The following is an 18754-nucleotide window of genomic DNA, read 5'->3' on the forward strand; positions in this document are numbered from 1 at the left end:
ACCACCTGGAGTGCACCAGGCGGGTGGGGTTTGTCAGTGGGGCATGTTCTCATGGGACACATGATCGAGGACAACGAAACCATCGAAGAGTTTCTCACCCAGCACGCCGTCGACGTGGAGGAAGCCGTCCGCAAGGCGGCCGCACAGGAAATCATGCCGCGCTGGCGTCGGCTCGCCGACCACGAGATCGACCGCAAGTCCGGTCCGCACGACCTGGTGACCGACGCCGACCGGCAGTCCGAGCTGTACCTGACCGAGGCGCTGCTCGCCCTGCTGCCCGGTTCCGTCGTGGTGGGCGAGGAAGCGGTGCACGCCGACCCGGCGTCGTACGACGGGATACGCGGGGAGGCGCCGGTGTGGATCGTCGACCCCGTCGACGGCACCCGGCAGTTCGTGCAGGGCGACACCGGATTCTGCACCCTGGTCGCCCTCGCCCAGGGGGGAGTGATCCACGCGTCGTGGACCTACGCCCCCGCCCGCGAGGAACTCGCCACCGCCGTCCGCGGACGGGGCGCCTTCCTGGACGGGACGCGGCTGCACGCGGGCTCCCCGGAACCCGGCCGCGACCTGCGGGTGGCCACCTCCCACCCGGACTTCACCACGGAAGAGCAGAAGCGCTCCCTCCTCGGCCTGCGGACGGACGGTGTGGCGCCCCGCTCCTGCGGCTCGGCCGGACTGGAGTACCTGGCCATCGCCCGCGGCGAGTCGGACGCGACCGCGTTCTGCTGGGAAGCCGCGTGGGATCACGCGGCGGGCCTGCTCCTCGTCGAGGAGGCGGGCGGCACCCACCTGACCCGTTCCGGCGAACCCTTCCGCATCACGGGCGGCAACGACCTCCCGTTCACCGCGGCCCGCGACGAGGCCACGGCCCGCCGGGTGGCGGGACTGCTGTCGGGCGGAGCCTGACCTCCGGATCGGCGGCGCGGCCGGCAGAGGTGTCGTCGCCCAGCCCCCGGTGAGGGGTGCTCCGAACCCGGGGCGGTGTCGGCGCACCGGCATATCCTGATCCTCCGGTTGCCGTCGGCTGACGAAGGAGCCCGAAGGTGGTGTCGATGCTCGATGTGGTCGTGGTGGGGGCGGGGCCGAACGGACTGACCGCCGCCGCGGAGCTGGCCCGGCGCGGTTTCTCCGTCGCGCTGTTCGAAGCGAAGGGCACCGTCGGCGGCGGCGCCCGCACCGAGGAACTGACCCTGCCCGGCTTCCGGCACGACCCGTGCTCCGCGGCGCATCCGCTGGGCATCAACTCACCCGCCTTCCGCGCCCTCCCGCTGGAGCGCTACGGCCTCGAGTGGCTGCACGCGGACCTGCCCATGGCCCACCCCTTCCCGGACGGCACGGCGGCCGTGCTGTCCCGGTCGGTCGGCGAGACGGCCGCCTCCTTCGGCCCGCGCGACGCGGGCTCGTACCGCCGCCTGGTCCAACCCTTCCTGCCCCGGTGGGACACCCTGGCCCGCGACTTCATGTCCCTGCCGCTCACCGCGCTGCCCCGCGACCCGGTCACCCTCGCCCGCTTCGGCCTCGTCGGACTGCCGCCCTCCACCTGGCTGATGCGCCGCTTCCGCGACGAGCGGGCCAGGACCCTGTTCGCCGGCCTCGTCGCCCATGTGATCGCCCCCCTCGGCGGTCTCGCCACCGGCGCCGTCGGCCTGGTCTTCGCCCTCGCCGCGCACGCCCGCGGCTGGCCCGTCGCCCGCGGCGGCTCCCAGGCCATCTCGGACGCCCTCGCCGGGTACCTGAAGGACCTCGGCGGCGCGATCCACACCGACTACGAGGTCAAACGCCTGGACGACCTGCCCCCGGCCCGCGCGTACGTCTTCGACACCTCGCCCACCGCCCTGGCCCGCATCGCCGGCTTCGGCGACCACTACGCGAACTACCGCTACGGCCCCGGCGTCTTCAAGATCGACTACGCGCTGGACGGCCCGGTGCCGTGGACCGCGCCCGAGGCACGCAGGGCCTCCACCGTGCAGATCGGCGCGGACAGCGCCGAGATCGGCACCGCCCTGCGCGCCGCCTCCCGCGAGGGCCGCGCCCCCGAGAGGCCGTTCCTCATCACCGTCCAGCCCAGCGTCGCCGACCCCACCCGGGCCCCGGCCGGCAAGCACACCTTCTGGGCCTACGGCCACGTCCCCAACGGCTGGACCGGCGACCTCACCGACACCATCGAACGCCAACTGGAGCGCTTCGCCCCCGGGTTCCGCGACCGCGTCCTGGCCCGCGCCACCGCCGGCCCGCCCCAACTCGCCGCCCGCAACGCCAACTACGTCGGCGGCGACATCGCCTCCGGCGCGGCCAGCGGCCTCCAGCTCCTGCTGCGCCCCAAACTCTCCCTCTTCCCGTACTCCACCCCGCACCCGGCCGTGTTCATCTGCTCCTCGGCCACCCCGCCCGGCCCCGGAGTGCACGGCATGTCGGGGCACAACGCGGCGAAGGCCGTCTGGAGGAGGCTGCGCCAGCTATGACCACCACCATCACCCTCGTCCAGGGCGACATCACCCGCCAGCACGTCGACGCCATCGTCAACGCGGCCAACTCCTCCCTGCTCGGCGGAGGCGGCGTCGACGGCGCGATCCACCGCCGCGGCGGCCCCGCGATCCTCGAGGAGTGCCGCCGCCTGCGCGCCTCCCTCCACAGCGACGGCCTGCCCACCGGCCGGGCCGTCGCCACCACCGCGGGCGACCTGAACGCCCACTGGGTGATCCACACGGTGGGCCCGCGGTACACCCGGGAGGAGGACCGGTCGGAGCTGCTGGCTTCGTGCTACCGGGAGTCGTTGCGGGTGGCGGACGAACTCGGCGCCCGTACGGTCGCCTTCCCGGCGGTCTCCGCGGGCATCTACGGGTGGCCCGTGCAGGACGCCGCCCGGATCGCCGTGGAGACGGTGCGGGCGACGGAGACGTCGGTCGAGGAAGTGCGGTTCGTCCTCTTCGACGACCGGGCCCACGAGGCGTTCACCGCGCAGGCCGGCTGACCCTCACAAGCCGCCCGTCGCGGCGGCCGGTTCAGGCCGGGACCTGCTGCCCTGGGGGCGTGAAGTCCCCGGCCGGCCCGTGACCCCCCGTGAACCGTGGCAGGACGTGCGGACCGGTCGGCAACGGATCGTGGACGATGCGTTCGGCGGGATGCCCGGCGTGGACGAGCCCGGCCGCCACCGAACGGATCATGTCCGGCGGCCCGGCGATCAGGGTGCGCCCCTCCGTGAGGGGGGTGCTCCGGGCCACCGCGTGGAGCAGCCGGTCGTACCTGCCTCCGGTCGGCGCCCCGCCCGTCGCAGGGACCACGGTCAGCCATGAGTGGCGTTGTGCGAGGCCCGTCGGATACCCGAGGTCGTAGAGGTCGGACAGCGAGTCGGCGCCCAGGAAGAGCTGTACCCGGCGGCGCACACGGTGTGCGGAGGACCGCCGCACACCGCCGTCCAGCTCCTGCAGCAGTGCCTTCATCGCGGCCCAGCCGGTGTCCCGGACGACCAACCGCAAGGTGTCCAGGGGCTCCGCGTCGAGCGTCAGGCAGCCCTTCGGCGGCCCGAGCCGTACCTCGTCCCCGGGTGCGGTGTGGCGCACCAGCATCTCGCTGACCCCGCCGGGGCCGCTGCGCCGGACGTGCAACTCGAGTTCCCCGTCCGGGCCGGGCCCGTCGGCCAGGTAGTACGGACGCCAGGTGTGCGGCAGCCGGGCGGACTCCAGCGTGGTGTACTGACCGGCCCGGTACCGGAAGGTCTCGTGCGGCAGGAGGCGGAGCACCGCCAGGTCCGGCCCGTACAACTGGTGGGACGTCACCGTCGCCCGCCAGCACGGTGGTTCGTGCAGCGCGGCCTCCGCGCCCCGGACCATGGCGGTGACACCGAGCTGCAGCATCCGCATCCAGGCCTGCTCGAGCCCAGGGCTCCAGTACTCGCCGGCACGGCTCCGCAGCGCTTCGCGCAACGCGTCCTTGAACGCCGTGTACTGCGCCGGGCGCACGCCGAGTTTGCGGTGGTCGCGGCCGAGCTGGGTGAAGGTCCCGGTGATCTCCTCGGGGCGGTGCAGGTTCTCGATCAGATACCAGAACGCCCCTGCCAGCTGCGCCTGTTGGAACGCCATCGTGTCGGGGAAGAGCGACCGCAGTGAGGGATGTCGTGCGAACAGCGCCCGGTACAGGTCGTCGATCAGCTCGTCGAGCGGGGCCACGAGGTCCAGGTCGCGCAGGATGATCTGCTGGTCCGCGGCCGCGTCGTACGTCTCTTCGGCCGGGGGGCGGCCGCCACGGCCGGTGCCCGGGGCACTCCCGGGGGAGAGCAACCGCTGACGCAGCCGCATCGCGTCGTGCCGGGCGAGGAGTGTGTGGTACGTCCTGTCTTCCACGCTCATGGTCAGCGGGTCCTTCCCGTCTCGTGTCCGACGACGGGTACCCGCACGGAGCCGGGCCCGGTCCGGCCCCGGCCGGCGACCGGAACGGGAGCCCACCGGTCCGGTCGGTGCGAGGCCCTCACCGGGAGCGGGCAGAAGGGTCGGGACATGACTGGCTCCTTGAGCGACGTGTCGAGGGTGTGAGGCGGCTCGACAACGAACAGACGCCGAACTGCCGGTTTCCGACGGGAGAAAACGCAGGTCAGTATGGCATCAGGGACATATGCCCGAAGGGCCCGGGGGGACAGGGGCGTTGGGCCCTGGACAAAGGGGGGTATGTATGTGTACCTGGCCTGTACGCGTGCAAGTGGAGGGTCCCCGCCGTTGGTCATGCACGGGTGAACCGTCCTGGGGGTGACACACCGTCCCAAAGACGTGAGCACTTCGGCCGCTGCTGTCCGGATGCCGCTCGTTCGAGCGCTTGCGTGACACATGTCCGCTGACCGCTCACGCTTTTCGACAAGGCCCCCGTCTCCGGCCCGCGGCCTCGGGGCTCGAAGCGTCCCTGCGTCACTGGGGCAGTGAGGGGCGCCGCCCCACCGGAAGTTCAGAAGCGCGAGTCGGCTGCCAGCGTCGTGAACGCCGACCAGGCGTCGAAGGAGACCGCCAGGGGCTGCCTCCGGGCGTCCTTCGAGTCCCGGACAAGGACTGCCTCGGTCCGCTTGGCGACCTCGATGCAGTTGTCGCCAGAGCTGCCGCTGTAACTGCTCTTGAACCAGGTCAGTTCAGTGGTACTCATAGTGCTCCTCGCATCTGCTCCAGCAGGCTTACTGTGGCTCCGCGGCCGAGGGCCTGCGAACGCAGCTTGCCATAGCGCTGGAGCATTGCGCTGACATCTTTCGGCGACGTGATCAGGATGCTTGACTGCTGACCTTCGGAGTAGCCCACCCACTCATGCCGAGGTGTCTCCGCCAGGTACATCAGGCCGTCGATCCCGGCGTGATCGTACTGGCGCAAGGGCATCACCTGGATCTCCACGTTCCGTCGAACGCCTTCCTTCAGCAGGTGGTCCAGCAGCTGACGCGCAACCTCTGGCCCGCCCATGTGCCGCTCAAGGAGCGCCTGTTCGATAACAAAGCTGAAGGCTGTGTTCGGCCGCTCGGTCAGAAGCTGTTGCCGTTCCAGGCGTGCGGTGACCTGGCGTTCGATCTGATCCTCCGAGAGGGGTGGCAGTCGCCGTTCGAAGATGGCCCTGATATACGGCTCAGGCTGCAACAACCCCGGAATCGCCCGGCACTCGTACGCGTACAGCGAGACGGCCTCCTCCTCGATGCCGGCCCACTGCCGGAACCAGGACGCCAGTCCCGCCTTGCGGGTGAGGCTTCGTGCAGCCGCCGCCAGGACGCGTGCCGCGGGCGCGCCCAGGATCTCCTCCGAGCGGTCCAGCAGGTCCCGGGGCGGGAACCGCTTCCCCTGCTCGATCTTGGCGATGTACGCGGTCGAGTACCGCACCAGCGGTGCGAACTGCTCCTGTGTCAGGCGGGCCTCCTCGCGCAGGGCCTTGAGGACCGCGCCGAAGGTCTTGAGGCTGTCCGAGAGTTCCGGCTCGCAGTTCCCGCCCCCGCCCGCCCCGCCGCCGTTGTCCGTCGCCATCGCAGCCGCCTTCCCCTGTGCCGCCGGGCCCCGTTGTCCGTGCCGGACCCGAACGCGTGCCGTGCCATGTGCCGGGCGCGCTGCGCCACGCTCGGCACGCACATCGTCACGCACGGCGAGCGGTCCAGTCCAGCGTGTGCACCAGTACAGCGGGAGCTGTATCAGGGGCAGACCTGCCGACGGGGCGTCAGCAACCAGCAGGCTGGCCCCCATGCAAGCTCCTCACACCCCAACGCCGGCTCCGGCGCGCTCCTTCGCGCAGCGCTTCTCCGCCACCCGGCGCGGTGCGCGCCTCGCCCGGCTGCTCGCCGCGCACCAACTCACCGAGTGGGGCCTCCCGCACGGCACCGAAGCGCACGACGCCGTCGTCCTCGTCGTCGGGGAACTCTCCGCGAACGCGGTTCTGCACGGCCGCGTCCCGGGGCGGGACTTCGCCCTCCGTCTCGTCCACGACGACGGCAAGGACCTGATCCGGATCGAGGTGTCCGACACCCACCCCGCCCTGCCGGCGCGCAGGGCCCCCGGTGCGGACGAGGACGGGGGGCGTGGGCTGGTTCTCGTCGACGCGCTCGCCGTCGACTGGGGGGGGGTGCGCGACCGCCCGGGCCCCGGCAAGACCGTATGGGCCGAGTGTGCGACGGCACCCCGGGGTCTCACGCACCCCTCGGCGCCTCGCCCGGGGCTGCCGCGGGAAGGGGGGTCGGCTGGAGTGAGGGGAGGGTCAGGTGCCACCAGTCGGTGAGGCGGTCGGGGACGGTGGCCGCGCCCTCGAGCGCCTCGGTCAGGGAGCAGAGGCCGAAGAAGGCGCGGACCAGGGTGCGGGCGGTGCGGGCGGGGTGGACGTGGGGCGCCAGGTGGCCGGTGCTGCGTGCCTGGGCGAGGAGGCGGGTGGCGGCGGCGGTCCACAGGGCGAAGGGGTCGGGGAGTGCGGTGTTGACGGTCTCGCGTTCGGCCCACAGGCGTGCGCCCGCGCGCGTGACGGGGTCCCCGGCGAGGGCGTCGGCGATGTCGTAGCTCAGGGCGACGAGGCGGTCCAGTGGCGGGACCGTCTCGTCCGTGTACCGTGCGGTGAGGTCCGGCCAGGTGGCGAAACGGTCCTGGATCACGGCGAGGGCGATGCCCTCCTTGCTGGCGTAGTGGAAGTAGACGGAGCCGCTGGTCCGCCCCGACCTGGTGCTTATGTCGTTGACGCTGGTGCCCGCGTAGCCGCGTTCGGCGAAGAGGAAGGCTGCCGCTTCCAGGAGTGCTCTGCGGGTTGCTCTGGCCCGTTGCTGCAACGTCCTGTCCACCTTCGCTCAACTTCTCCGACAGTGACGAATGTAGTGCGCCCGCGTACGCCGGGAGCAAATGGAGGTCACGTTCGCGCGGTAATTACGCATTTCTTTCGAGGGTGAACGCGGGCGAGTGGTAATGGGGTCGGTCCGCTGTTCTTCCGTTCTCACACGAGGGCCGCGGGGTCCGGCGCAGCTGGTGCGTACTGCCCGGTGGATATGTCTCAACTGTCGTGTGGTGCAGCCGCGTTGGCGGCCAATTCCCCCGGCAGGCCCGGTCGGTGCGCGTGGAGCCATACACCCCGGCCACCCTTGCCGTCGATAACTCCTTGCGGTCATTGCCGCACTCTCCGGAGCGGAAATAACGTAACGGACGTGATGTTTCCGGTTGCTGCCGAAAGTCAGGAATGCGTGCAATTCCGCGCTTCGGTTGAGCTCTGACACGCGCCGGCCTGCGGCGCGCCCGGCACGAGACACCGCCGGACCCGGATCGCGGTCACGCCGCGTGTGACCGCCCGCCCCTTCAGGAGGCCGCTGTGACCACTCCGGTACACCCTCTGCTCGACTGGTCCCCCGAAGCAGTCGTCTTCGACTGCGACGGCACGCTGATGGACAGCGAACGCCACTGGCAGGAAGCCCGCCGCCTGGCCTTCCGGAACTTCGGGCTCCAGGCCCCGCCGGGGTTCGCGGAGCAGGCCAAGGGCGTGCACTACGCCGACTGCGGGCGGCTGATGGCGGAGTCGGTGCGCAAGCCCGAACTGACGGCCGACCTGACCGCGTCGCTCCTCGCGAACTTCCTGTCCCTCGTCGCCGACGACCCGGTGACGATGCCGGGCGCCGTCGAGCTGGTGCGGCTGCTCTCCGGCCGGCTGCCCCTGGCGGTGGCCAGCAACTGCCCGCTGGAGGTGGTCGAGGAGAGTCTCGCCCGGGCCGGACTGCGGGAACGCTTCCGGCACGTCGTCGTCCCGTCCGGGGCGCCGCGGGAGGCGGACGGCCCGGAGGGGGCGCCCGCGGCGGAGGCGGTGCGGCCCAAGCCGTGGCCCGACGTCTACGCCGAGGCGGTCCGGCTGTGCGGGGTCCGTCCCGGGCGGGCGCTGGCGGTCGAGGACTCCCTGACCGGTGTGGAGTCGGCCCGCCGGGCCGGACTGCGGGTGCTCGGCGTCGGCCCCCGGCCGGACGACGGGGGCGAGGGCGGGGCCGACCTGTGGGTGACCTCCCTGGACGACCCCGAGCTCCTGACGTGGGCCCGGACCCGGGTGACCGGGCCGGCCCCGGGCAGTGGAAGCAGCGGAAGCAGTGGAAGGGGCCAGGGCCCCTCGTGAGGGCCCCGTCCGGCCCGCGACACCCGGCGGGGACCCTCCCCGGCGGCGGGCGTCAGTCGGTGAGGCCCAGGGCGCCCGCCGCCTGGATGGCGAGCCACACCTCCGTCAGGGCGCCGGTGGAGGACAGGTCGCGGCCGGAGAGGGCGCCGAAGCGGCGCAGGCGGTAGGCGAGCGTGTTCGGGTGGATGTGCAGCGCCGCCGCGGCGGTCTCGGTGCGGCGGTCGCGCTCCATCCAGGTGCGGACGGAGACCAGCAGCTGGGAGTCGTGGGCCGCGTCGTAGCGCAGCACCTCGCCGAGCACGTGGTCGACCAGCGCGGTCAGCACCGCGGGGTCCTCGGGAAGCCAGCGGCCCGTCGCGTCGGCGCCGTAACGGACCAGCGGGCGGGCCGACTCGACCGCCTTCGAGACCGCCCACAGGGCCTCGCGCTGGGCGACCTTCAGGGCCGCGCCCGGGCGGAAGGGGCGGCTCATCCCGGCCGCCACGGCCGGTAGCCCGCCGATGGCCTCGGCCAGTTCCGGGGCGCCGAGCACGTAGCGGTCGCCGCCGCGGGTGAGCAGCAGGTGGGGATGGTCCTCGAGGCAGTGCAGCAGTGCCTCGTCGGAGGTGTGCCGGACCACGAACAGGACGGCGTCGCCCTCGATGGCGTGCCGGGCGAGCCTGCGGCGGGCGGCCGCCGGGTCGAGCACCTCCTGGAGCAGCTCAGCCAGGGTCTCGGCGCCCTCGCGGCGCAGTGTCTCGCGCTCGCTGCGCACCATCGCCACCCGCAGCGCCGCCACCGTGGCGATGTGCTGGACGACCGCCAGACCGGCGGGCTGGGCGCCCTGCCGTTCGTACGCCACCAGGAAGCCCGCCGGGCCGCCGGGCGCCGGCACGGGCAGGACGAAGCCGCCGGGGACGGTCGGCGGGGCGTCCACCGAGGCGGGCAGGACGTCCGGATCGGGGGTGGGCACCCCGGGCAGCAGGGGACGTCCCTGCGGGGTGCAGAGGTACACGTCGTACCCGGACAGGCGCTCGAGGCGGCGCAGGAGCGACGGCGTGTCGAGGTCCTCGGCGACCAGCCAGCGCAGTGAGCCGAAGACCTGGAGCTGTGCGCCCAGCCGGTGCCGCGCGTCGTCCTGCACCGCGGCGGCGACCTCCTGGGAAACCGCGATGAACGGAACGGCGAGCGGCACCTCCAGCACCGGGAAGTCCCGCTCCTCGGCCGCCCGGAAGAACGCGTCGTGCAGCGGGGGCGTGTGCAACTGCGCCGACAGGGCCAGCGCGGAGACCCCGGAGTCGTCCAGCAGCTCCAGATAGCGGCGTTGCCCGGCGGCGCCACGGGGGATCGCGAGCCCCGTCGTCATGATGACCTCGGCCCCCAGCAGCCAGGGCGCCGGGTCGTCCAACTCGCATACGTGCGCCCAGGATACGGAGCGGCCGAGGCCGTTGCTGCCCGCCTTCACCGACAGCTGGAGGGCGGGGAAGGAGAGCAGATCCTCGACGGTGAGTTTGTTGGTGGCCACATATATGAGGCTATCTCTCTGTGATTGCCACCATTGTCGCCGGTCGGCAAGGAGCCCAGACTGTGGAGCCGTCCCCGGTACGAACGGCAGGTGAAGAGCCCATGGCGACCTCGGTCACCGAAATCGAGACTCATGGTGTCGAGCAGATCCCGGACGAGGACCGTACGGCCCGTCCGCTCGACCTGTTCCGGCTCGCCTTCGGCGGCGCCAACACCTTCGCGACGTGTGTGCTGGGTTCCTTCCCCATCCTGTTCGGGCTCTCCTTCTGGCAGGGACTCGCGGCGACCGTGCTCGGCCTGGTCGCGGGCGCCCTGCTGCTCGCGCCGATGGCGCTCTTCGGCCCCACCAACGGCACCAGCAACTCCGTCTCCTCCTCCGCCCACCTGGGAGTGCACGGAAGAGTCGTCGGCTCCTTCCTCGCGCTGCTCACCGCGGTCGCCTTCTTCTCGATCTCGGTGTGGTCATCCGGGGACGCCCTGGTCGGCGGCGCGCACCGGATGCTGGGGCTGCCCGAGTCGACACTGACGTACGCCGCGGCATACGCGATCTTCGCCGGCCTGGTGCTCGTGGTCTGCATCTACGGCTTCCGCTTCATGCTGCTGGTCAACAAGATCGCCGTGGTGGCGGCCTCGGCCCTGTTCGTGCTGGGCGCCTTCGCCTTCGCCGGCGACTTCGACCCCGGCTACGCGGGCGCCTTCGCCTCGACCGCCGACCCGCTGTTCTGGCCCTCCTTCATCGGCTCCGCGCTGATCGTGCTCTCCAACCCGGTCTCCTTCGGCGCGTTCCTCGGCGACTGGTCCCGCTACATCCCGGCCGCGACGCCCCGCCGCCGGGTGATGGGCGCCGCGTTCCTGGCCCAGATCGCCACCCTGCTGCCGTTCGTCTTCGGTCTGGCCACCGCGTCGGTCATCGCCACCCAGGCCGGGAAGTACTTCGACCCGGCCGCGCCCAACTACGTCGGCGGCCTGCTCGCGATCGCGCCCGGCTGGTACTTCCTGCCGCTCTGCCTCATCGCGCTGATCGGCGGCCTGTCCACCGGCACGACCGCGCTGTACGGCACCGGACTGGACTTCTGCAGCGTCTTCACCCGCTTCAGCCGCGTCCAGGCGACGATCCTCATCGGCGCCCTGTCCATCGTGTTCATCTTCGTCGGCCGGTTCTGGCTGAACCTCACGCAGTCGATCTCCACCTTCGCCACCCTGATCATCACCTGCACCGCACCGTGGATGATCGTGATGGCCCTCGGCTACGTCACCCGCCGGGGCTGGTACGACCCGGAGGCGCTCCAGGTCTTCAACCAGCGCCGCACGGGCGGGCGCTACTGGTTCACCCACGGCTGGAACTGGCGCGGCCTGGCCACCTGGCTGGTCTCCGCCGCCGTGGCCCTGCTCTTCACCAACCTGCCCGGCCAGTTCGTCGGACCGCTCGGCAACCTGGCCGACGGCATGGACATCTCGCTGCCGGTCGGTCTCATCCTCGCGGCGGTTCTCTACCTGGCTCTCCTCGCCCTGTTCCCCGAGCCGCGCGGGGTGTACGGGCCGGCGGGGCCCCGCCTCGTGAGGGCCTCCGACGCCGAGGTCCTGCCGATCAGCGGCGGCCCGCAGGAGACGCCGGAGGCACCGGCGGAGCCGGCCCCGGTCGGCTGACACATCCGGCCCGGTCGCGTTCATGTGGTGGTGGCGCGCAGGGGGACTCCGGGTGCCCGGACTCCGGGCACCCGGGGGAGCGATGAGTTTCGGTGTGATGGCGTGTCTCCTTCTACGACAGTTCCGAACCCGGACGATTCCGGCAGGGCCGGTCACGACCCGGGACGAGACGAGGAGACATGGGATGAGCCCTGAAGGACTTCGCCAGGGCCAAGAACGCACGGTTCGCCTCCGGGTTCGGCGAGCCGACCTGGCGCAGGAAGCATGTGCATGAGGGCTTCCGGGTCATCGGCACCGACCGGGTCCCGGAGTCCGGGCCAGACGGCACCCCGAGGCTGAACGCCCAGGGCCGGCAGGTCATGGGCCGCTCGGTGGTGGTGCAGAAACTCAACCGGCGGTGGGCCCGGGTGAAGGTGCCCGGCTGCGGCTGGGTGCGCTTTCGCCTCACCCGCACCGCGCTGCCGGTGGCGAAGACCTTCCGGGTCACCTTCCGCAACCAGCAGTGGCACATCGCCTTCGCCGTGAGCCCCGAGCCGATCGGCGCACCGGGTACGGGTGAGGTCGTCGGCATCGACCGGGGCGTGACGATCACTGCCGCCCTGTCCGACGGGCAAAAGCTGAACTGCCCCCAGCTCACCACCCGGGAACGGGCCCGGATCCGCAAACACCAGCGCCGGGCGGCCCGCGCCCCCAAGGGCAGCGACCGCAAGCGGGACGAGTACGCGAAGGTGGCCCGGCTGAAGGCCCGGGAGGCGGCCCGGCGCAAGGACTGGTGCGAGAAGACCTCCACCATGCTCGCCCGCACCTACCGGCTGATCCGGTTCGAGAAGCTGCACATCACCACCATGACCCGCTCGGCAAAAGGGACCGTCGCACAGCCCGGCACCCGGGTGCGGCAGAAGGCCGGGCTGAACCGGGCGATCCTCGCCCGGGGCTGGGGCCTGCTGCGCCGCCGGACCGGGGAGAAGGCCCCGGGCCGGGTGGAGGACGTGCCCGCCCCCTACACCTCGCTGCGGTGCAGTGCCTGCGGATGGATCGAGAAGGACTCGCGCAAGAGCCACGCCGAGTTCGTCTGCGTCTCCTGCGGGTTCAGCTGCAACGCGGATGAGAACGCGGCGGTCAACGTCGGGGCAGGACAGGGCGGGATCCCCCGCCCCCGGCGGGCAGCCGGTGCCGGAGGGGTGACAGCGGCCGCCGGCCGCTCGAGCGCCCGTGAACCTCGACCCACCCCGGGTCGGAATCCACCTTCTTCAAGAGGCGGAGGATGTCAAGTACACCGCCTTCGGCAACGGCGAGATCAAGGTCGGCAACACCCTGCACCCGGGCGCGCCGAACCTGCCGTACCTTCCGGAGGTGGGCACCCTGCTGTTCCTGCCGCGCCGCCTGGACCGGCTGCACCACTACGGCCGGGGCCCCGAGGAGAACCAGTGGAACCGCAACCACGGCACCGACGTGGGCCGGTACACCGGAACCGTCTCCGGTCAGTGGAGCGGCTACCTGCGCCCGCAGGAGAACGGCAACAAGACGGACGTGCGCTGGATCGCCCTGACCGACGGCGGCGGGCGTGGCCTGCTCGCCTGCGGTGAACCGCTCCTGGAGGTGAACGCCTCGCACTTCACCCCCGAGGACCTGTCGGCCGGAGCGCGGCACGACCACCAGCTCACCCCGCGTGACGCGGTCGTGCTGCGACTGAGCCACCGGCAGATGGACGTGGGCGGTGACGACAGCTGGGGCGCGCACACCCACGACGAGTTCAAGCTCCTCACCGACCGTGACTACGGGTACACCTACCGGCTGCGCCCGCTGGCCGACGTGGACGAGGCGACGGCGCTGTGGCGACGGCCGACGGCGGAGGAGTTCACCGGGTAGTCCCGGGCCGCCGTCACGGGACAGAACGGTCCGCACGGGGCCGGCGCGGTCACTCGGCCGCGCCGGCGGTCCCGGACCGCGGACGCTCCCCGTGGTGACGGCCCGGTCGAGCAGCCCGGTGCCACGGTGCTCGTGCAGCGCGCACACGACGGCACGGCCCCGGCACTCGCCCACCACCAGGCCCAGGTCGTGCAGCAGCCGCAACCGGTGCGAGCAGGCCGACTGCTCCAGGCCCGCCCCCGTGGTCGGCGGTGGTGGGCCTGGAACATGGGGGCGGCCTGTGCGAGGTCGTCCGCGCCCTGGCGGACGTGTCCGGAACCGTCCTGGACGACGCAGGCGAGACCGACTGAGGTTCATGTCGGATTCCTGCGAGACCCCGCCCGCCCCGTCCCCGATGCTGGACCCATGCAGAAGGGGATGCACACCGACACCGAACGCTGCGTGCGGGCCGTCCGGTCCAAGGACGCGCGGTTCGACGGCTGGTTCTTCACCGCCGTGCTGACCACCGGCATCTACTGCCGGCCCAGCTGCCCGGCGGTACCGCCCAAGCCCGAGAACATGGTCTTCCAACCGAGTGCGGCGGCCTGCCAGCAGGCAGGGTTCCGGGCCTGCAAGCGGTGCCGTCCCGACACCAGCCCCGGATCCCCGGAGTGGAACCAGCGCGCCGACGCCGTGGCCCGTGCCATGCGGCTGATCGCGGACGGGACCGTGGACCGGGAGGGCGTGCCCGGCCTCGCCGCGCGGCTCGGCTACAGCACCCGGCAGGTGGAACGCCACCTGCTCGCCGAGCTGGGCGCGGGGCCCCTCGCCCTCGCCCGGGCGCAGCGCGCCCAGACCGCGCGGCTGCTCATCGAGACGACGGCCCTGCCGATGACGGAGATCGCCTTCGCCGCCGGGTTCTCCTCCGTCCGCTCCTTCAACGACACGGTGCGCGAGGTCTTCGCCCTCGCTCCGAGCGACCTGCGAGCCCGCGTGCCGCAGCGGACTTCCGGCAGCCCCACGAGCACCCCCGGCAGCATCCCCGGGGCTCTGTCCCTGCGCCTGCCGTTCCGCGCCCCGCTCAATCCCGACAACCTCTTCGGCCACCTCGCCGCGACCGCCGTACCCGGCGTGGAGGAGTGGAAGGACGGCGCCTACCGGCGCACGCTGCGGCTGCCGTACGGGCACGGCGTCGTGGCCCTGACCCCGCGGCCCGACCACATCGCCTGCCGCCTCACCCTCACCGACCCGCGCGACCTCACCGTCGCCATCAGCCGCTGCCGCCGTCTGCTCGACCTGGACGCCGACCCGGTGGCCGTCGACGACCGGCTGCGCACCGACCCGGTGCTCGCACCACTGGTCGACAAGGCGCCCGGCCGCCGGGTCCCGCGTACGGTCGACGAGGCGGAGTTCGCCGTCCGGGCCGTGCTCGGCCAGCAGGTCTCCACGGCCGCCGCCCGTACCCACGCGGCCCGCCTGGTCACCGCGTACGGCGAGCCGGTGGACGACCCGGACCCCGAGGGCGGCCTCACCCACCTCTTCCCGTCGCCCGAGGCGCTCGCCGACCTGGACCCCGAGACCCTGGCCATGCCCCGCACCCGCCGGACCACCTTCACCACCCTGGTCCGCCGACTCGCCGACGACGACCTCCGGCTGGGCGTCGGGAGCGACTGGCCCGAGACCCGCGAGGAACTCCTCGCCCTTCCCGGCTTCGGCCCCTGGACGGCCGACGTCATCGCCATGCGCGCCCTGGGCGACCCCGACGCCTTCCTCCCCACCGACCTCGGCATCCGCCGCGCCGCCCGCGAACTCGGCCTGCCGTCCACCCCGGCCGCGCTCACCGCACGTGCGGCGGCCTGGCGGCCCTGGCGGGCGTACGCGGTCCAGTATCTGTGGGCGACGGACGACCACCCGATCAACTTCCTGCCGACGTAACGAAACAGAGAGTCACAGCCGATGAAACAGCACACCGTGATCGACAGCCCCTACGGCCCGCTGACGCTCGTCGCCGACGACGGCGTCCTGTGCGGCCTCTACATGACCGACCAGCGTCACCGCCCCCAGGAGGAGACCTTCGGCATGAGGGTCCCCCCGCGCGAGCGAAGTCGAGCGTGGGGGAGCGACGACACCGTCTGCCCCGCGGCGAAGGAACAGCTCTCGGCCTACTTCGCGGGCGAGTTGAAGGAGTTCACCCTCGAACTGCGCCTGCACGGAACCCCGTTCCAGCGTCGCGTCTGGGACCAGCTGACACGCATCCCGTACGGCGAGACCCGCTCCTACGGCCAACTCGCCGATGTCCTCGGCAACCCCAAGGCCGCCCGCGCGGTCGGCCTCGCCAACGGCCGCAACCCGATCGGCATCATCGTCCCCTGCCACCGCGTCATCGGCGCGAGCGGCGGCCTCACCGGCTACGGCGGCGGCCTGGCCCGCAAGCAGCGCCTGCTGGACTTCGAGCGGGGGACGGCCCTGTTCTGAGCGGCGATCCGGGCTATGCCGCGATCCGGCCGAGCAGCGCGGGCAGGGCCGTGCCGATCGGCTCCCGGATGATCTCGTCGGCGCGGTCGTCGTAGGGCGTCGGCTCGGCGTTGACGATGACGAGCCGGGCGCCGTGGTCGGCGGCGACGCCCGCGAGGCCGGCGGCGGGCTGGACCTGGAGGCTGGTGCCGACGGCGATGAAGACGGTGCAGGCCTTGCTGATCGCGAGCGAGTCGCCGAGCACCACGGGGTCGAGCCGCTCGCCGAACATCACCGTCGCCGACTTGAGGATCCCGCCGCACACCAGGCACGGCGGATCCTCCTCACCGGCCTCGACCCGGGCGAGCGCGTCCTCCATCGGGCTTCGGGCATGGCAGTCCGTGCACACCACACTGCGTACCGTGCCGTGCAGCTCGAGCACCTTGCGGGCCGGCATCCCGGCGAGCTGGTGCAGCCCGTCCACGTTCTGCGTGATCACCCGCACCGGCACCCCGGACCGCTCCAGCTCGACCACGGCGCGGTGCGCGGCGTTCGGTTCCGCCGCGAGCGCGCGGTTCTTGCGCCGCATCTGCCAGGACCGTCGGCGGATCTCGGGATCGCCCATGTAGTACTCGTACGTCACGAGCTTCTCGGCCTCCGGGTCCCGCCGCCACAGCCCGTTCGGGCCTCGGTAGTCGGGGATGCCGGAGTCGGTGCTGACGCCGGCACCGCTGAGAAGGGCGACGAGGGGCTTGCTCATGCAGCCGAGGGTAGGCGGACGCCGGCCGTCGCGGCGAGCAGATATTGCCGGGCGGGTGCCGGGCGGGGCACAGGTCAGTGCACCCGGTGCCCGTTCTCCAGCTCCGCGGTGTCCGAGCCGTCGGCGAGGACGTCCAGGGCGGCCAGCACCCGGCGCCCCAGGGAACCCTGGAGGTACCCGGCCAGCTCCTCGCGCGGTACGAGCCGCCAGGACAGCAGCTCCTCCTCCTGCAACCGGATCGCCGCGAGGTCGTCCGCGCCGAGCACCCCGCCGTCGTACAGGTACGCCACCATCGGGGGCCGTCCGGGCCACTGCGCCCAGTCCACCGCGAGCAGCCGCCCGAGCGGCCGGTCGAGCCCGATCTCCTCGGCCGTCTCGCGCCGCGCGCCCTGCCGCGGGGTCTCCCCGTCGTCCGACTCGATCGTGCCGCCGGGCAGCGTCCACCCCTCCCGGTAGTTCGGCTCGACGAGCAGCACCCGGCCCTCGTCGTCCCGGAAGAGGGCGGCCGCGCCGGCGAAGATCCGGGGGAGCGAGGCGAGATAGGCGGCGAAGTCCTGAACGTCCTGCGTGGTGGTCATACAGGCAGGGTAGTGGCGCCGGGGAACGCCACCGTGGCGACGGAGCGGCCCGACCAGGGCGCACGGCAGCACACCCGGTCCCATGATCGACACCGAACGGCGCACACGCCGGGGCGTACGAGCCGCAGGAGCCGTCGGCCCCCTCGCCCGTGTCCCGTACCCCGGAGCCGGGATCAGGCCGCCGTCCGTGCCAGCCGCAGGGTGCGCTCCGCCAGTTCGCTGATCCGCACCCCGTCGAAGCCGAGGACCGCGCTGCGCACCGTGTCCTGGAGCGGGTCCTTCCACTGCTTTGGGACGGCCGACGCGCCGCACAGGACGCCGGCCACCGAGCCCGCCGTCGCCCCGTTGGAGTCGGTGTCCAGGCCACCGCGCACGGTCAGGGCGATGGTGCGGGTGAAGTCGCCGTCGCCGTACAGCAGACCGGCGGTGAGGACGGCGGCGTTCGGGACGGTGTGGATCCAGCCGAGGCCCGCCGTCTCCTCCTCGACGGTGGCGAGCGTGTCCTCCCAGGCCAGCCCGGTGTCGTGCAGGGCGCACACCCTGCGCACGGTGCGGGCCAGGCGGCAGCCCGCCGGGATCACCGTCAGCGCCTCGTCCACGGCGCGGCGCACCGTGGACGCCGTGAACGCCGCCGAGATCAGCGCCGCCGCCCACATCGCGCCGTAGACCCCGTTGCCGGTGTGCGACAGCACCGCGTCCCGGCGGGCCAGCGAGGCCGCGCGGCGCGGGGCGCCGGGGGACGTCCAGCCGTGGATGTCGGCGCGGATCAGGGCGCCGATCCACTCCTGGTACGGGTTGTCGTAGGTGGCCGTCAGCGGCGGCCTGCGGCCGTTCGCGAGGTTCCGGTACGCCGCACGTTCCGCGGTGAACGTCTGCAGATACGGCAGCCGCAGCAGCCACAGGTCGCCCACCTGCTCGGTGCTGAAGCCGAAGCCGTGGGTCTCCAGCAGGTGCAGGCCGAGGATCGCGTAGTCGACGTCGTCGTCCCGGCAGCTGCCGTGGACGCGGCCACGGACGCAGGAGCGCCACTCGGGGCGCAGGTCGCGGCGGTCGCTCTCGGTGAGCGGTTCGGGCAGGTAGTCGTCGAGGGGGAGGGCCGCCGCCCGGCGCAGGTAGCGGTCGATGCGCTCACGGGTCCACACCTCGCCCTGCTCGACCGGCTTGCCCAGCATGTTGCCCGCGATCCGGCCCAGCCAGCCCCCGAGGACGCGGTCGGCGAGCCCCGGCTCCGTCTCCACAGCGGTCATGGGTCCGGTCTACCCGATTCCGGCCGCGACCGCGCCCTCCCGGCCGGGTGTCCGCCGGTCCGGGGGGCGACGCCGCGGGCGCCCGCCGGTTAGGGTCGCAGGGGCGCGCGACCGGCCTCGACACGCGTACGGGACCCGGAGAACCC

At 72.6% G+C, this 18754-nt stretch carries 16 protein-coding genes and 3 pseudogenes; 10 read left to right on the forward strand and 9 right to left on the reverse strand.

Annotated features, from left to right (window positions below; all coding sequences use genetic code 11):
* Positions 1 to 60 precede the first annotated feature (60 nt).
* From ACVW19_RS28750 to ACVW19_RS28760, 3 genes are all read left to right on the forward strand, one after another.
* Positions 61 to 906 (forward strand): inositol monophosphatase family protein, encoded by an 846-nt coding sequence (locus tag ACVW19_RS28750; RefSeq protein WP_457462987.1) that lies wholly within the window; start codon positions 61 to 63, stop codon positions 904 to 906.
* Positions 907 to 1052: 146 nt separating this feature from the next.
* Positions 1053 to 2462: a phytoene desaturase family protein gene (locus ACVW19_RS28755; protein ID WP_457462988.1), complete on the forward strand. Its 1410-nt coding sequence runs from the start codon at positions 1053 to 1055 to the stop codon at positions 2460 to 2462.
* Positions 2459 to 2971 carry an O-acetyl-ADP-ribose deacetylase gene (locus tag ACVW19_RS28760; RefSeq protein ID WP_457462990.1) on the forward strand — a complete coding sequence of 171 codons (513 nt, stop codon included), beginning with the start codon at positions 2459 to 2461 and terminating at the stop codon, positions 2969 to 2971. The genes ACVW19_RS28755 and ACVW19_RS28760 overlap by 4 nt, the downstream gene beginning before the upstream one ends.
* Before the next feature lie 31 nt (positions 2972 to 3002).
* On the opposite strand, the gene ACVW19_RS28765 is transcribed toward ACVW19_RS28760, so the two are convergent.
* From ACVW19_RS28765 to ACVW19_RS28775, 3 genes are all read right to left on the reverse strand, one after another.
* Entirely contained in the window at positions 3003 to 4346 is a 1344-nt protein-coding gene (locus ACVW19_RS28765) for a globin domain-containing protein (RefSeq protein WP_457462991.1), read from the reverse strand.
* Positions 4347 to 4932: 586 nt separating this feature from the next.
* Positions 4933 to 5124 carry a DUF397 domain-containing protein gene (locus ACVW19_RS28770; RefSeq protein WP_457462993.1) on the reverse strand — a complete coding sequence of 64 codons (192 nt, stop codon included), beginning with the start codon at positions 5122 to 5124 and terminating at the stop codon, positions 4933 to 4935.
* Entirely contained in the window at positions 5121 to 5978 is an 858-nt protein-coding gene (locus ACVW19_RS28775; RefSeq protein ID WP_457462994.1) for a helix-turn-helix domain-containing protein, read from the reverse strand. Before ACVW19_RS28775 ends, ACVW19_RS28770 begins: the two co-directional genes overlap by 4 nt.
* Positions 5979 to 6189: 211 nt before the next feature.
* On the opposite strand from ACVW19_RS28775, the gene ACVW19_RS28780 reads away from it, so the two are divergent.
* On the forward strand, positions 6190 to 6720 hold the full coding sequence (locus tag ACVW19_RS28780) for an ATP-binding protein (protein WP_457462996.1): 531 nt from the start codon (positions 6190 to 6192) through the stop codon (positions 6718 to 6720).
* Here the strand turns inward: ACVW19_RS28780 and ACVW19_RS28785 are convergent.
* Positions 6632 to 7267 (reverse strand): ScbR family autoregulator-binding transcription factor, encoded by a 636-nt coding sequence (locus ACVW19_RS28785; protein ID WP_457462998.1) that lies wholly within the window; start codon positions 7265 to 7267, stop codon positions 6632 to 6634. The genes ACVW19_RS28780 and ACVW19_RS28785 overlap by 89 nt on opposite strands.
* 518 nt (positions 7268 to 7785) lie before the next feature.
* On the opposite strand from ACVW19_RS28785, the gene ACVW19_RS28790 reads away from it, so the two are divergent.
* Entirely contained in the window at positions 7786 to 8571 is a 786-nt protein-coding gene (locus tag ACVW19_RS28790; protein WP_457463000.1) for an HAD family hydrolase, read from the forward strand.
* A gap of 52 nt (positions 8572 to 8623) precedes the next feature.
* Here the strand turns inward: ACVW19_RS28790 and ACVW19_RS28795 are convergent, their stop codons facing one another.
* Positions 8624 to 10075, reverse strand: a complete 1452-nt coding sequence (locus ACVW19_RS28795) for a PucR family transcriptional regulator (RefSeq protein WP_457463001.1) — start codon at positions 10073 to 10075, stop codon at positions 8624 to 8626.
* 101 nt (positions 10076 to 10176) lie between these two features.
* Here ACVW19_RS28795 and ACVW19_RS28800 point away from each other — a divergent pair, with 101 nt between their 5' ends.
* The 3 genes and pseudogenes from ACVW19_RS28800 to ACVW19_RS28810 form a co-directional block, all read left to right on the forward strand.
* Entirely contained in the window at positions 10177 to 11721 is a 1545-nt protein-coding gene (locus tag ACVW19_RS28800; RefSeq protein ID WP_457463003.1) for a purine-cytosine permease family protein, read from the forward strand.
* A gap of 359 nt (positions 11722 to 12080) precedes the next feature.
* Positions 12081 to 12836 (forward strand): annotated as a pseudogene (locus ACVW19_RS28805) (RNA-guided endonuclease InsQ/TnpB family protein); the annotation flags it as partial.
* Between the two features lie 157 nt (positions 12837 to 12993).
* A pseudogene (locus ACVW19_RS28810) lies at positions 12994 to 13590 on the forward strand (beta-galactosidase small subunit-related protein); the annotation flags it as partial.
* Between the two features lie 49 nt (positions 13591 to 13639).
* Here the strand turns inward: ACVW19_RS28810 and ACVW19_RS28815 are convergent.
* Positions 13640 to 13851: pseudogene (locus ACVW19_RS28815) on the reverse strand (transcriptional regulator); the annotation flags it as partial.
* Positions 13852 to 13995: 144 nt separating this feature from the next.
* Between ACVW19_RS28815 and ACVW19_RS28820 the strand changes: the two are divergent.
* Positions 13996 to 15504 carry an AlkA N-terminal domain-containing protein gene (locus tag ACVW19_RS28820; protein WP_457463004.1) on the forward strand — a complete coding sequence of 503 codons (1509 nt, stop codon included), beginning with the start codon at positions 13996 to 13998 and terminating at the stop codon, positions 15502 to 15504.
* 21 nt (positions 15505 to 15525) lie between these two features.
* Positions 15526 to 16044 carry a methylated-DNA--[protein]-cysteine S-methyltransferase gene (locus ACVW19_RS28825; protein WP_457463006.1) on the forward strand — a complete coding sequence of 173 codons (519 nt, stop codon included), beginning with the start codon at positions 15526 to 15528 and terminating at the stop codon, positions 16042 to 16044.
* A gap of 13 nt (positions 16045 to 16057) precedes the next feature.
* Here the strand turns inward: ACVW19_RS28825 and ACVW19_RS28830 are convergent, their stop codons facing one another.
* The 3 genes from ACVW19_RS28830 to ACVW19_RS28840 all read right to left on the reverse strand — a co-directional run bounded on the left by ACVW19_RS28830 (position 16058) and on the right by ACVW19_RS28840 (position 18608).
* Positions 16058 to 16783 carry an SIR2 family NAD-dependent protein deacylase gene (locus ACVW19_RS28830; protein WP_457463007.1) on the reverse strand — a complete coding sequence of 242 codons (726 nt, stop codon included), beginning with the start codon at positions 16781 to 16783 and terminating at the stop codon, positions 16058 to 16060.
* A gap of 74 nt (positions 16784 to 16857) precedes the next feature.
* Positions 16858 to 17361 carry an NUDIX domain-containing protein gene (locus ACVW19_RS28835; RefSeq protein WP_457463011.1) on the reverse strand — a complete coding sequence of 168 codons (504 nt, stop codon included), beginning with the start codon at positions 17359 to 17361 and terminating at the stop codon, positions 16858 to 16860.
* A gap of 173 nt (positions 17362 to 17534) precedes the next feature.
* Positions 17535 to 18608, reverse strand: coding sequence for an ADP-ribosylglycohydrolase family protein (locus tag ACVW19_RS28840; RefSeq protein ID WP_457463012.1), 1074 nt, complete (start codon positions 18606 to 18608; stop codon positions 17535 to 17537).
* Between the last annotated feature and the right edge of the window lie 146 nt (positions 18609 to 18754).

This window comes from Streptomyces sp. TE5632 (genome assembly GCF_054061295.1).

Coding starts and splice junctions, on each gene's coding strand:
- ACVW19_RS28750 (WP_457462987.1), top strand. CDS start 61: ATGATCGAGGACAACGAAACCATCGAAGAGTTTCTCACCCAGCACGCC.
- ACVW19_RS28755 (WP_457462988.1), top strand. CDS start 1,053: ATGCTCGATGTGGTCGTGGTGGGGGCGGGGCCGAACGGACTGACCGCC.
- ACVW19_RS28760 (WP_457462990.1), top strand. CDS start 2,459: ATGACCACCACCATCACCCTCGTCCAGGGCGACATCACCCGCCAGCAC.
- ACVW19_RS28765 (WP_457462991.1), bottom strand. CDS start 4,346: ATGAGCGTGGAAGACAGGACGTACCACACACTCCTCGCCCGGCACGAC.
- ACVW19_RS28770 (WP_457462993.1), bottom strand. CDS start 5,124: ATGAGTACCACTGAACTGACCTGGTTCAAGAGCAGTTACAGCGGCAGC.
- ACVW19_RS28775 (WP_457462994.1), bottom strand. CDS start 5,978: ATGGCGACGGACAACGGCGGCGGGGCGGGCGGGGGCGGGAACTGCGAG.
- ACVW19_RS28780 (WP_457462996.1), top strand. CDS start 6,190: ATGCAAGCTCCTCACACCCCAACGCCGGCTCCGGCGCGCTCCTTCGCG.
- ACVW19_RS28800 (WP_457463003.1), top strand. CDS start 10,177: ATGGCGACCTCGGTCACCGAAATCGAGACTCATGGTGTCGAGCAGATC.
- ACVW19_RS28820 (WP_457463004.1), top strand. CDS start 13,996: ATGCAGAAGGGGATGCACACCGACACCGAACGCTGCGTGCGGGCCGTC.
- ACVW19_RS28825 (WP_457463006.1), top strand. CDS start 15,526: ATGAAACAGCACACCGTGATCGACAGCCCCTACGGCCCGCTGACGCTC.
- ACVW19_RS28830 (WP_457463007.1), bottom strand. CDS start 16,783: ATGAGCAAGCCCCTCGTCGCCCTTCTCAGCGGTGCCGGCGTCAGCACC.
- ACVW19_RS28835 (WP_457463011.1), bottom strand. CDS start 17,361: ATGACCACCACGCAGGACGTTCAGGACTTCGCCGCCTATCTCGCCTCG.
- ACVW19_RS28840 (WP_457463012.1), bottom strand. CDS start 18,608: ATGACCGCTGTGGAGACGGAGCCGGGGCTCGCCGACCGCGTCCTCGGG.